This window comes from Cardiobacterium sp. Marseille-Q4385 (genome assembly GCF_916618745.1).
Lineage (GTDB): Bacteria > Pseudomonadota > Gammaproteobacteria > Cardiobacteriales > Cardiobacteriaceae > Cardiobacterium.
In genome coordinates, this window is the sequence record NZ_OU745373.1 from 2414341 (window position 1) to 2426286 (window position 11946).

10 protein-coding genes and 2 pseudogenes are annotated in these 11946 nt (G+C 56.9%); 2 read left to right on the forward strand and 10 right to left on the reverse strand.

Annotation, left to right across the window (positions count from 1 at the left end):
* Positions 1-209: 209 nt before the first annotated feature.
* The 9 genes and pseudogenes from LG374_RS11505 to hemB all read right to left on the reverse strand — a co-directional run bounded on the left by LG374_RS11505 (position 210) and on the right by hemB (position 8216).
* Positions 210-437 carry an ATP-binding cassette domain-containing protein gene (locus LG374_RS11505; protein ID WP_225757831.1) on the reverse strand — a complete coding sequence of 76 codons (228 nt, stop codon included), beginning with the start codon at positions 435-437 and terminating at the stop codon, positions 210-212.
* An 81-nt stretch (positions 438-518) separates the two neighbouring features.
* Positions 519-614, reverse strand: a pseudogene (locus LG374_RS12555) (DUF4143 domain-containing protein); the annotation flags it as partial.
* A 93-nt stretch (positions 615-707) separates the two neighbouring features.
* Positions 708-1789, reverse strand: a pseudogene (locus LG374_RS11515) (ATP-binding cassette domain-containing protein); the annotation flags it as partial.
* Positions 1790-1803: 14 nt separating this feature from the next.
* A complete protein-coding gene (locus LG374_RS11520; protein ID WP_225757833.1) occupies positions 1804-2757 on the reverse strand; it encodes a zinc-binding dehydrogenase in 954 nt (317 codons plus the stop codon).
* A 1-nt stretch (position 2758) separates the two neighbouring features.
* The gene (locus tag LG374_RS11525; RefSeq protein WP_225757834.1) at positions 2759-4273 is read right to left on the reverse strand and encodes an ABC transporter permease/substrate-binding protein; all 1515 of its coding nucleotides are present in this window, start codon (positions 4271-4273) and stop codon (positions 2759-2761) included.
* 561 nt (positions 4274-4834) lie between these two features.
* Positions 4835-5869: an iron-sulfur cluster carrier protein ApbC gene (apbC, locus tag LG374_RS11530; RefSeq protein ID WP_225757835.1), complete on the reverse strand. Its 1035-nt coding sequence runs from the start codon at positions 5867-5869 to the stop codon at positions 4835-4837.
* Positions 5866-6663 (reverse strand): shikimate dehydrogenase, encoded by a 798-nt coding sequence (aroE, locus tag LG374_RS11535; RefSeq protein WP_225757836.1) that lies wholly within the window; start codon positions 6661-6663, stop codon positions 5866-5868. Before aroE ends, apbC begins: the two co-directional genes overlap by 4 nt.
* Positions 6660-7148, reverse strand: a complete 489-nt coding sequence (locus LG374_RS11540) for a GNAT family N-acetyltransferase (RefSeq protein ID WP_225757837.1) — start codon at positions 7146-7148, stop codon at positions 6660-6662. Before LG374_RS11540 ends, aroE begins: the two co-directional genes overlap by 4 nt.
* 63 nt (positions 7149-7211) lie before the next feature.
* Positions 7212-8216, reverse strand: coding sequence for a porphobilinogen synthase (gene hemB / locus LG374_RS11545; RefSeq protein ID WP_225757838.1), 1005 nt, complete (start codon positions 8214-8216; stop codon positions 7212-7214).
* 246 nt (positions 8217-8462) lie between these two features.
* On the opposite strand from hemB, the gene LG374_RS11550 reads away from it, so the two are divergent.
* Positions 8463-9089: a PH domain-containing protein gene (locus LG374_RS11550; RefSeq protein WP_225757839.1), complete on the forward strand. Its 627-nt coding sequence runs from the start codon at positions 8463-8465 to the stop codon at positions 9087-9089.
* Positions 9090-9638: 549 nt separating this feature from the next.
* Here the strand turns inward: LG374_RS11550 and LG374_RS11555 are convergent.
* Positions 9639-10826, reverse strand: coding sequence for a DUF819 domain-containing protein (locus tag LG374_RS11555; protein ID WP_370639348.1), 1188 nt, complete (start codon positions 10824-10826; stop codon positions 9639-9641).
* Positions 10827-11199: 373 nt separating this feature from the next.
* On the opposite strand from LG374_RS11555, the gene LG374_RS11560 reads away from it, so the two are divergent.
* The gene (locus tag LG374_RS11560) at positions 11200-11946 is read left to right on the forward strand and encodes a thiol:disulfide interchange protein DsbA/DsbL (protein WP_225757841.1); all 747 of its coding nucleotides are present in this window, start codon (positions 11200-11202) and stop codon (positions 11944-11946) included.

Genomic DNA, 11946 nt, shown 5'->3' on the forward strand with positions numbered 1-11946 from the left:
TTGTAAAATGTCTAATTTAGTTTTGCTATTGGTAATTTCTTCACCACGATTGCGTTTTTGGTGATTTTCAACAGCAAGATTATTTTGTTGAGCAAATAAATATTGGAGAAGATAGTCAAAATCATTAAGCAGGCTAGTAGGGGCTTTACCCTCCCATCTTCGACTTGCCCTATGATAAATTGATATATCATCCCATGCGTCACCATAAGTTAAATATTTCTTAGCTTTTGATTCGGGGATTTTTTTACATCAGGATTTAAGTTTAACGCTCTATGCGCCGCAATTCGATGCGCTTTTTCGCCTAACTGTTCTTCTAAATATACAGCAAGCCGAGTTTTGCCTGAACCGTTTGCGCCAATAATAATTGCTGTTTTTCCAGTTTTTAGAGTTAATTCTAAATTTGAATTGTCTTTTCTGGGGATATTTACATTACACATCATTTTTCCTTTTTTAAATAAGATGGAATCTATGATTAGATTTGTTTAAATAGAACAAGCATACAACGGCACATTCACAAGTCAATCCTGTTCCCGATAATCCGCCATCGAAAACCGCACCGCCTGTTCGGGTTCAAACTGTTCTACATAAATTTTCAAGCTCTTCGCTTTCTCCCGAACCTTTTCCGCAGGAGAGGGGATTGGGTGCAGGCTGCTTTGTATTTTTCAGGTAGCCTCCCAAACGCCTTCTCAGGCTACCTGAAACCTAAATCACCCCCCGTTCTGCTTCGCTTCCAGCATTTCCCACCGCTCCAATTTCTCCAGCAGCAGCGTTTCGATTTTTTCCGCACGCGCTTGCAGGCTGCCGGCTTTTTCGTAGTCTTTGAAGATTTCGGGGTCGGAAAGCTGGGCGTTCAAATCGGCCTGTTCGGCTTCCAGCGCGGCGATTTCGTCGGGCAGGGCGTCGAGTTCGCGCTGTTCTTAGTACGACAGCTTGGCCGTGCGGTTGGGCTTGGGTTTGTCTTTTTCAGACGGCCTTCGCCTTCAAATACAATGCTCTGCGTAATCACGTTGTCCAAAAACATACGGTCGTGGCTGACGAGGAACACGGTGCCGGCGTAGTCGCGCAACAGCTCTTCCAGCAATTCCTGCGTGTCGATGTCCAAATCGTTGGTCGGCTCGTCCAGCACCAAAATGTTGGCGAGGCGGGTGAATAGTTTGGCCAGCAGCAGGCGGTTGCGTTCGCCGCCGGAAAGCGACGACACGGGCGACTGGGCGCGGGCGGGGTGGAACAGGAAGTCTTCCAGATAGCCCATCACGTGCCGCTTTTTGCCGCCGATTTCCACATAATCGTTACCCTGGCCGAGCGTGTAAAACACGGTGTCGTTTTCGTTCAGCGCGCTGCGGAATTGGTCGAAATACGCCACTTCCTGCTTGCTGCCGAGGCGGATTTTGCCGCCGGTGGGCGCGAGTTCGCCCAAAATCAGCTTCAAAAACGTGGTTTTGCCGATGCCGTTCGCGCCAATCAGGCCGATTTTGTCGCCGCGCTGAATCACAGCGGAAAAATCGTTCATAATCAGTTTGTTGCCGTACGCAAACGAGGCGTGTTCCAACTCGGCGACGATTTTGCCGCTTTTCTCGCCCGAATCGAGCTTGAACGACACCTGCCCCTGCCGTTCGCGCCGCTCCCCGTCCAGGAGGGCGGTCACCCAGCCCAGTTGATAAGCGAGGTGTTCCGAGGGCGTCTTGCCGCTGTCCGTCGCGCGGGTGTGCCTGGCTGCTTCGGGGATGTCGGCAAATTCGGCGAGGTATTTGTCCAGCGCCGTCTGTATCGCGGCGGTCAGTTCCGCTTTGCTCTGGTAGTGCTTCATTCATTCACCACCACGACTTTGCCGAAGCTGCCCGCGCTTTGCAGGAAGCGGTGCGCGTCGGGCACCTGTTCGAGGGTGTAGCGGCGTTCGATGGGAACGGGCACGTTGTGCGCGTCAATGTCGCGGAACAGTGCCGCCATCCGTTCGCCCGACACCAAGGCGGAATGGAAGGTGGTGAGATAGCTGTTGTGCTTGAGTTCGACGATGGGGTCGAAGTCGTTGAGGTACCACTGGTTGCCGAGTTGCCCCGTTTGGCAGACGATGCCGCCTTCGTTGATATGCGCCAGGCTGTCGCGCAGGGTGGCGGGGCCGACCAGTTCAAGGATTTTGTCGTAGCGCTCATCGGTTTGCAGCACGCCGTTGCTGTCAGCGATGACGGCATCGAAGCCCACCGCCCGAAGGCGTTCCGCTTTCTCCAATTTGCGGCAGGCGCCGTGCAGGGTGATGTGCGGCAGGCGTGCTTTCAGCAGCAGGGCAAAGGCAACGCCAACACCGCTGGCCGCCGCCCGTACCAGCACGCGGTCATCTGGCGCAATGCGCAGTTGTTGCAGTGAGCCAAAGGCGGTGTAGTAGGTTTCGGGGATGGCGGCGAGGGTCGCCCAGTTGCGGTCGCTTTCGATGGGGTAAATCTGTGCGTTCGGCAGCAGGACGTATTCGGCATAGCTGCCGTCGAACGCCCGCCCCATCTCGCCCATGATGGAGACAACTTTCTGTCCCGCCCGCAGGGCGGGTGTGCTGCTTTCTGCAACTTCGCCAACGCACTCGATGCCGAGGATGCGCGGGAACTGCACGCTGGGGCTTTTCCCTTCGCGGGTGAAGATTTCGGAATGGTTGATGCCGAAGCCTTTGACTTTGACCAGCGACCAGCCTTCTTTAACCTGCGGCGTCGGCACGTCTTGGTAAATCAACTTGTCCGGGCCGCCGGGCTCGTAGATAACGATGGCTTTCATGCTATTTCCCCTGTGTTAACCAGCCTTTTTGCTGCAAATACTCTTTGGCGACCGCTGCCGCGCTTTCGCCCTGCGCCTTGACGCGGTAGTTCAGTTCGCTCATTTCTTCCGCGCTGATCTGCCCGGCCAGCACGTTCAGCGCCTGCACGATGCCAGGGTGCGCTTCGGCGAAGGCCGCCTTCATCAGCGGCGCGCCCTGGTAGTGGGGGAAGAGGGCGATGTCGTCCTGCAACACGGTGAGGTGGTATTGGCGCAGCTCGCTGTCGGTAGAGAAGGCTTCGAGCAGGTCGATTTGGCCGCTGTCCAGCGCGGTGTAGCGTAGCGCCGGTTCAAGGCTGACGACGTGGGCGAAGCGGATGCCATGCCGCTGCAAGCCGAGGTAGCCGTCCTGCCGGTTCATGAATTCCAGGGTAAAGCCAGCGCGGACGCTGTTTTGCACGCGCGCCAGATCAGATATGCGTTGTAAGCGGTGCGCGGCGGCGTAGGTTTGCGGCACGGCGAGGGCGTAGGTGTTTTCGTAAGCCATCGGCGGCAGCAGGCGCAGGCCGAATTGTTCATTGAGCAGGCGCGCGCCCAGTTGATAGGTCTCGTCCTGGCTTAATGCACGGCTGTTTTCGCTGGGCGGCATCTGCACCAGTGTTTCCAGCACCGTGCCGGTAAATTCGGGGTAAATGTCGATGTCGCCGCTTTTCAGGGCGTTGAAGAGGAAGGCCGTCTTGCCGAAATTGGGCTTGACCTCAACGCGCAGCTGCGGATCGTGCTGCTCAATCAAGAGCTTGTACATATGAATCAGCAGCTCAGGCTCGCTGCCCATTTTGCCCGCGACCACTACCGTCTGCCGCGTTGGCGCGGCGGCGAATTGCGCCAGCCCGACCGCGCCCAGCCCCAAGAGCAGCGCGCCCAGCAATGCCGCCTTGTGGCGGGATGCTTGCAGCCAAGCGAAGAACGCGCTCATCAGCACCGCCAGCACAGCGGCCAGCGCCGCGCCGGTAAAGGTCAGCACCATGTCGTTGCGGTCGATGCCAAGCAGAATCAGGTTGCCCAGGCCGCCTGCGCCAATCAGCGCTGCCAGCGTCGCCGTGCCAATGACCAGCACGGCAGCGGTGCGGATGCCGGAAATAATCGCCGGCAACGCCATCGGCAGCTCAATCCGCGCCAGCGCCTGCGCGCGAGATAGGCCGAAGGCGGTGTGCGCTTCCTTGATGGCAGGGTCAATCTGGCGCAGGCCCAGCAGGGTGTTCTGGAAAATCGGCAACAGGGCGTAAAGCGTGAGCGCAATCAAGACCGGCGGCGAGCCGATGCCGACCAGCGGAATCAACAACCCCAGCAGGGCCAGCGACGGAATCGTCTGCAACACGCCGGTGCCCTGCAACACCAGCTCGGCCGGGCGGCGCTTCTCGGCCAGCCACACGGCAAGCGGCACGGCAATGACAATCGCCGCCGCCAGCGACAGCGCCGACAGCCACAGGTGTTCCAGCACCGCCTGCCACAGATAAGCAAAAGAAAGAGAGTCCATCGGCCTGCCCCCGTGAGAAGAAAAGGGCATCGTACCGTGCCGCCCGGCGCTTGATAATCCCCGCTAGCGGGAAAACAGTTTGCAGTGGAGCTTCATCATGGCAATCGGCAAATCCGTCATGTATTTACTGCTGGTGCGCCAAGCGGGATAGATGCTGGGCTCTTGGGCGGCCGTCAAGCGGGATGAAACCTAAGTTTTGTCGCCGCGTAGTTTGTCTAACCCTCTCCCCAACCCCTCTCCCACGGGGCGAGGGGCTTGTTGGTGCGGCTTTTTGGTTTTTGGACACACGTCAAGTGGGATGAATGCTGAGCTCGTGGTAAGTCGCCAAGCGGGATAAAGCTAGGGTTTTGTTGCTGCGCAGTTTGTCTAACCCTCTCCCCAACCCCTCTCCCTCGGGGCGAGGGGCTTGTTGGTGCGGCTTTTTGGTTTTTGGACACACGTCAAGCGGGATGAATGCCGAGCTCGTGGTAAGTCGCCAAGCGGGATAAAGCCGGATTTATAGCGGCGGATTAGTCCACCCGATGGGCCGAGGCCCACCGGGCGTGAGGGGTGACGTCCCGTTTATTTTTCGACGACGATGTTGGGGAAGGTCTGCGCGGCGCTTTCTCTTGCGGCGAGTTGCGCCATGGTACGCAGGGCGATGCGGCGGTAGCGGCGGGCGATGTCGCTATCCGGTTCGGCGGCGGTGGTCGGGTTGCCGTTATCGGTTTCTTCGCGGATGCGGATGTCGAGCGGCACGTCACCGAGGTAGGGCATGTGATGGCTGACGGCGAGCAGTTTGCCGCCGTCTTTGCCGAAGATGTGCGCTTCATGGCCGCAGTTCGGGCAGATGTACACGCTCATGTTTTCGACGAGACCAAGGATGGGGATGTTCACTTTGTCGAACATGGTTTTGGCTTTTTTGGCGTCGAGCAGGGCGATGTCCTGCGGGGTGGTGATGATGACGGCACCCGCGACCGGGATTTGCTGGGCGAGGGTAAGCTGGGTGTCGCCGGTGCCGGGCGGCAGGTCGATGATGAGGTAGTCGAGGTTGTGCCAGCGGGTTTCGCGGTAGAGTTGCAGCAGGGTCTGGTTGATCATCGGGCCGCGCCAGATCATGGCGGTGTCTTCGTCCACGAGGTCGCCGATGGAGAGGGTCTGGATGCCGTGGCGGTTGACGGGCTGCATGGTTTTGCCGTCTTCGCTGGTCGGGCGGGTCGCGCCGCCGAGCATTCGCGCCTGGCTGGGGCCGTAGATGTCGGCATCCAGCAGGCCGGTGCGCGCACCAATTTGGTGCAGGGCGATGGCGAGGTTGACGGAGAGGGTGGATTTGCCGACGCCGCCTTTGCCGGAGGCGACGGCGATGATGTTTTTGATTTGCGGGTGGGCTTTGATGCCGCTTGCGTGAGCGCGTACGCGGTAATCGAAGCGGATACGGGCGGTGTCGATGCCGAGCGCGGCTAGTGCGTCGCGCCAGCGGGGTTCTTCTTGTTGCGCGGGAAAGCCGGGGGCGAGGGTGAGGCTGCCGTCGTCGTTCGTCTGGATGGCCCCGGCAGCGGCGAAGGGAGCGAGGTCGAGTTCGGGATCGTGGTAGTTTTTGATGAGGTCGGTATTCATGTGGGGAACCATTGTTGGAAGGAGAGCCAGGCTTGTGCTTGCAGCATGGTGCTGCCGTCGTGGGCGGTGAGGTGGCGTTTGCGCGCCCAGTCGAGGAAGGGGGTGTCGCGGCCGTAGGTCATGTCGTAGGCGCGGGTCTGCGGGTGTGCGATGTTGTCCGGCAGGGTGAAGGCGGTGTTGTTGAACGCCGCCGAGGTGGCGTTGATGATGAGGTCGTAAGCGGGAGCGGCAGCGAGGTCTTCGAGGCTGCCCGCTGTGAGCGGCACGGTGGTGTGCGGTTGTTGTGCGGCGATGATAGCAGCAGCTTTGGCGGCGGTGCGGTTGGCGATGTGCAGGCTGGCCGGGCGGGCGGCGCAGAGGGGGGCGATGACGCCGCGCGCTGCGCCACCTGCGCCGAGGATGAGGATGTGTTTGCCGGCGAGCGGGTAGGCGTGCTTGTGTTCGAGGGCGTGGCGCAAGCCGCGGCCGTCGGTGTTGTCGCCGCAGAGTTTGCCGTTTTCTTGCCACAGGGTGTTGACGGCTTCGGCGAGGCGCGCGTCGGCGCTGGTTTGTTCGCAGAGGCGGTAGGCGGTTTCTTTGTAGGGCAGGGTGATGTTGAGGCCGCGCCCGCCGTCGGCAAAGAATTGGGCAACGATGGCGGCAAAGTTTTCTGCTTCGGCAAGGATGCGGTCGTATTGCAGGTTGATGCCGCGCGCCTGCGCGAAGGCGGCGTGGATGTCCGGCGAGCGGGAATGGGCGATGGGGTTGCCGATTACGGCGCAGCGGTAGGCTGTGGTTGGGGGGGTGTCGGTCATTTCAGCGGTGCGGTTTTTGCGATTTCGATGTCGAAAGTCAAGATGTTTTCGGGGTTGCTTGACTGGCGGTATAGCGCTACGGCGGCGTGATCTTCGGGATGCGCCTGCACGATGATGCTATAAGCACCCATGTTTTGGGCAATGCTTTTGATGTTTTCTATCAACTGGCTGGCGATGCCACGGCGACGCCATTTTTCATGTACGGCAAGGTCATAGATGTAGATTTCCTGGCGCGCCTGTTCGTATTTGCGCCACACGTAGGCCGTCAAGCCGCCAATGGTCGTTTTCCCAGCGCTGGCCGCGAGGGCAATGAAGGTGTCATTGGCGAGCAGTGCGCGCAAATAGGTGTCATCCGGCTGTGCGGCGCAGTAGGTCGGGATGTCTTCAAATACGTGGCCGAAGAGATGCAGCATGTCACGCATGGCAGCGATGTCTTCACCGCGCAGCCGGCGGATTTTTATTTGAGCGGGTGCTTGTGCTTCCATGGATGATGGGATGTTGGTCTCGTTATCTGGATAAACGCTTGATGGCGGCGATGTTTTTTAGCGTTATTTTTGCAGCATCCGCGCCGCTTCTTTGGCGAAGTAGGTAATGATGATGTCGGCGCCGGCGCGTTTGAAGCCGAGCAGGGTTTCCATGATGATGGCTTCGCGCGTGAGCCAGCCGTTGGCGAAGGCGGCGTTGAGCATGGCGTATTCGCCGCTGACCTGGTACACGGCAAGCGGGAAGGCGAATTGCTCTTTGGCGCGGCGGACGATGTCGAGGTAGGGCATGCCGGGTTTGACCATGACGTAATCCGCGCCTTCGCTGATGTCGAGGGCGATTTCGTGCAGGGCTTCGTCGCTGTTCGCGGGATCCATCTGGTAGGTGCGTTTGTCGGCTTTGCCGAGGTTGGCCGCCGAGCCGACAGCATCGCGGAAGGGACCGTAGTAGGCGCTGGCGTATTTGGCGGAATAGGCCATGATGCGCACGTTGTCGTGGCCGTGCTGTTCGAGCGCCTGGCGGATGGCGCCGATGCGGCCGTCCATCATGTCGGACGGGGCGACGATATCCACGCCTGCGTCCGCGTGGCAGAGCGCCTGTTTGATGAGAGTGGCGACGGTGATGTCGTTCAGGATGTAGCCGTCGGCATCGGTGATGCCGTCCTGTCCGTGAATGGTGTAGGGGTCAAGCGCGACGTCCGTCATGATGCCGAGTTCCGGAAACGCCGCTTTCACGGCGCGCACGGCACGAGGAATGAGGCCGTCCGGGTCGTAAGCGGCGGCGGCATCGGCGCTCTTGTGTTCCTGGCCGATGACGGGGAAAGGGGCAATGGCGGGGACGCCGAGGGCGACCAGTTCGCGGCATTCTTCCAGGAGGAGGTCGATGGAAAGGCGGGCAATGCCGGGCATGGACGGAATGGCTTCCCGCTTCTGCTCGCCTTCGCAGATGAAGACGGGCTGGATGAGGTCGTCAACGGTCAGGGTGTGTTCGCGGGTGAGGCGGCGGCTGAAATCGTCCTTGCGGTTGCGGCGTTTGCGGGTGAGCGGGTAGGTTTGAGCGGGGATGTGCATGATGAGAGTATCCGTGGAAAAGGGCGGCTATCTTACTACCCGCCCGGCTTTTTTACAGGGCAGGCTTGACTCGTTACTGAGGGCGGTTGAGGGGGAGAAGACGAGGAGGGCGCCAGATTTCAGCAGAGACGCGGCACTTAACCCGCGATAGCAGTCAGTTGCGTTTGACGCCAGTGTTTGGGCTGTCTGGATATAAAAATGACGAGAGATTATGCAAGAAGAAGCTATGCCGCCAGGAATATTTGCATGAAATTGAAAGGTTTTGGTTTAATGATGCAATCATTATGTTCCATCGTCTGTCAGGAGGGGAAAATGCTCAAAAATCTCATCGATCCAAACGAAACTATCTTGTGGCAGGGTAAACCGCACCATTTTTTATATACACTGGGTAATCCGCTCATTTATCCTTTTGCTCTGTGTTGGGGGATTTTTGACTTGTTTTTTATGACAAAGTTCAATGCCGCATCGCACGGAATCTTCCCGTTTATGAATTTCTTTATGTTTCTTCACCTGACCCCGGTGTGGTACGCGCTGTTTTCGCCTGTTTATCGTTTTTTTAATTGGTACCGCATTGATTATGCACTTACCGATAAACGCCTGTATTTCACCGCTGGGCTTATCGGGCTGGATATCACCAGTGCCGAACTGCCCGAAGTGCAGAATTTGCGCGTGTATGTGGGCGTGATGGAAACCCTGTTCAAGCGGGGGACCATTCGTTTTGGTAATACAAATGCCCTACGTTTCGTGGAAAAGCCTTACGAGGTTTATAAGCAGATTCAGCAAACCGCGATGGATATCACCACAGACCGTCAATTTCCCAACCAATTGCGTCCCCAAGAAAATCCGGGCTATCAAACCCGGTATAAGCCTTAATATTTTTGAGCTACTTAAAACAGGTCGTCTGAAAGTAGGTTTTGCTACTTTCAGGCGGCCTTTAATTTATTAGATCCGCTACAAAACACAGTTAATTAAGCGGGAGGCACGGCGTTAGTAGTATCTATCCCGCTTGGCGGGGGAGATGTCCGATATATAGCTAATGCTCTTAATTCTTCATACAAATCTTCCCTGAATGCTGCGTAAATGCGGTAAGTCTGGCCTTAATGTTGTATGAAAAAATAAGCTAATTAGCTATATCCCGTGCATTCATGAATAACGGAATAAGAATCCTGCTATCTGGATTAGAGCGATTTAGAAATAGAGTCCCCCCGTTTTCTGCGCTTGGCAGTAGTTGCTTCTTGCGGTGATGCTGGTTAGAGGCGTTGCAGGTGGCTGTCGTTAAAAGATGTGGCGATCTGGATGCTGGTGCTACAGCGCCACAGTTCTTTATCGCTGCTGCGCAGGATGTTGCGGGGGCTTTCAGATATGGCTGCATTGCTCGCTTAATGCCGTAAAAAACCGCCCCGTAGGGCGGCATGTTGACGATTAACCGCCGACTATCAGGCGCATCATTTCGCCAGTGAGATAACCGCCGGCGGTACCGATGGCATAGCCCAAGATGGCGAGCAATACACCAACAGGTGCCAGTGAGGGATGGAATGCGGCAGCGACGACCGGCGCTGAGGCTGCACCGCCAATATTCGCTTTGGAACCGACAGCGAGAAAGAAACTCGGAGCACGGATGAGCTTGGCGACTATAAAAATGAAGATGATATGGAACAGCATCCAGACAACACCGACCATGATGACGCCGATATGCTCGAAAATCTTGTCCAGCTCCATCTGCATGCCGATAGAGCCGACCAATATATAAATAAACACCGAGCCGAGCTTTGCCCCACCGGCGTGTTCCAGTTCACGGGCGCGGGTAAAGGAAAACACGATGCCAAACACTGTCGCCAACATCACCAGCCAGAGGAAGGCGCTGTTCAGGCTGTAGCTCTTGGCCCACGGGAACTGCTTGAACCAGGCGGCGATGTGATCGCCAAAGAGATGGCTCACGCCGACGATGGCAAAGGTAAGGCCAAGAATAACCATGAAATCAGAGAGTTGTGCAATGCGCTCATTCTCGCGTACATACTTTTCGACGGTATGCTTGAGCGTATCAATAGCGCTGGTGTCCGCTTTCAACCAGCGGTCAACGCTGTCGGATTTCTTCGCCATGAACAGCAGGCCGATCATCCACAGCTCCGCAACCACCACATCAACCACAACCATCGTGCCGAAGAGCGTGTCATTGACATGATAGAGCTCCTTCATCGCGGTCTGGTTCGCACCACCGCCGATCCAGCTGCCGGCGACCGTGGAAAAGCCTTTCCACAAATCACCCGCCACCCATTCTGGGTTAATCATATGGAACAGCCAGACAGCAAACGGGCCGCCGAGAACCACACCGACGGTTGCGGCGAAAAACATGGCAAGTGCCTTCCAGCCCAGGCCGATAATTTTTTGTAAATCAATAGAAAGCGTCAACAAGAATAAGGCGGCAGGCAACAGATAGCGCGAGGCGATGTGATAAATATGCTTGCTGCTTTCCGGGCTGACAATATGAAACGTGCTGAGCAGGCCGGGAATGAAATAACACAGCAGCAGCATGGGGATATGGGTATAAAACTTTGCCCAAAAACCGCTCTTGCGCGAGCCGGTATAAAAAATCAGCCCCAGCACCCCCATCAGCACACCGAAGGCAACCGCGTCGCTGGTAATCAGCGGCGTAGGCGGCGGGGAATAATCGGCTAATTGCGCCGCAACACGGCGGGCTTCGGCAAGATAAATTGCGAGGATCTCGTTCATGCAAGGCTCTCCAGATAATTGATATAAGTGACGATGTTGGGGATTTATATTAAGTGAAGTTAAGCATTTTGTTAACCGCTGTGCAAGACGGTGAAAGAAAAGGGAATGCTGTGGAAAATGGCAAAGACACGGCCGGTTTCCCCTGCTGCCAAATTGCCTGCGTTACGGTTCAGATAGGCAGCGTGGCGTGGTGAGGCGGATGCGTATAATGCGCGCCTCATTTTTCCCTACTTTCTTAGTTCATGGAGTTTTTATGTTGAAGAAATCTGTTATCGCCATGCTACTCGCTGCCGCTTTCGCCGGAGGGGCGCAGGCGCAGTTGAAATATGTGGAAGGCGCGGATTACACCACACTGGCGACGCCGGTTGCCGAAGCCAAGGCTGGGCAGGTGATCAATTTCTTCTGGTATGGCTGCGGGCACTGTTATGCCATGGAGCCGTCTTTGCAGAAATGGTTGGGCGACGGTAAGGACGCTTCCATCGACTTCATCCGCATCCCAGCGTTTACGGGCAACTGGGAAGGTGGTGCGCGCCTATTCTATGTAGTGCGTGAACTCGGTATGGCCGTCCCGGAAATGGACGAAAAAATATTTGATGCGGTTCACAAGGACGGCAAACGCGGCATCATCTTTGACAAGGGGGCGGCGATGAAATTCCTCGTCGAAAACGGCGCCAAGCAGGAAGACGTGGAAAAAGCCTGGAAGTCGCTTGCGGTGCAGCAGAAGCTCAATCAGGCACGCGATTCGTTCAATGCCTCGCAACTGGATGGCGTGCCGGGCTTTATTGTGGACGGCAAATACGTCATCGGTGCCGATAACAACTATCCGCGCCTATTCGACAAGTTAAACACGCTGGCAACCAAAAACGCTGCCAAGACTGAAGAAGCCAAACCGGCTGATACTGACAAAGCCGAAGAAGCCAAACCGGCTGACGCCAGCAAAGCCGAAGAAGCCAAACCGGCTGCTGAGGAAAAACCGGCAGAAACCAAACCCGCCGCCTGA

What these genes read in the sequence shown, in the direction of transcription:
- apbC (WP_225757835.1), bottom strand. Translation starts at nt 5,869, where the DNA reads ATGAATACCGACCTCATCAAAAACTACCACGATCCCGAACTCGACCTC.
- LG374_RS11540 (WP_225757837.1), bottom strand. Translation starts at nt 7,148, where the DNA reads ATGGAAGCACAAGCACCCGCTCAAATAAAAATCCGCCGGCTGCGCGGT.
- aroE (WP_225757836.1), bottom strand. Translation starts at nt 6,663, where the DNA reads ATGACCGACACCCCCCCAACCACAGCCTACCGCTGCGCCGTAATCGGC.
- LG374_RS11505 (WP_225757831.1), bottom strand. Translation starts at nt 437, where the DNA reads ATGTGTAATGTAAATATCCCCAGAAAAGACAATTCAAATTTAGAATTA.
- LG374_RS11525 (WP_225757834.1), bottom strand. Translation starts at nt 4,273, where the DNA reads ATGGACTCTCTTTCTTTTGCTTATCTGTGGCAGGCGGTGCTGGAACAC.
- LG374_RS11520 (WP_225757833.1), bottom strand. Translation starts at nt 2,757, where the DNA reads ATGAAAGCCATCGTTATCTACGAGCCCGGCGGCCCGGACAAGTTGATT.
- hemB (WP_225757838.1), bottom strand. Translation starts at nt 8,216, where the DNA reads ATGCACATCCCCGCTCAAACCTACCCGCTCACCCGCAAACGCCGCAAC.
- LG374_RS11555 (WP_370639348.1), bottom strand. Translation starts at nt 10,826, where the DNA reads ATGGGGGTGCTGGGGCTGATTTTTTATACCGGCTCGCGCAAGAGCGGT.
- LG374_RS11560 (WP_225757841.1), top strand. Translation starts at nt 11,200, where the DNA reads ATGTTGAAGAAATCTGTTATCGCCATGCTACTCGCTGCCGCTTTCGCC.
- LG374_RS11550 (WP_225757839.1), top strand. Translation starts at nt 8,463, where the DNA reads ATGAAATTGAAAGGTTTTGGTTTAATGATGCAATCATTATGTTCCATC.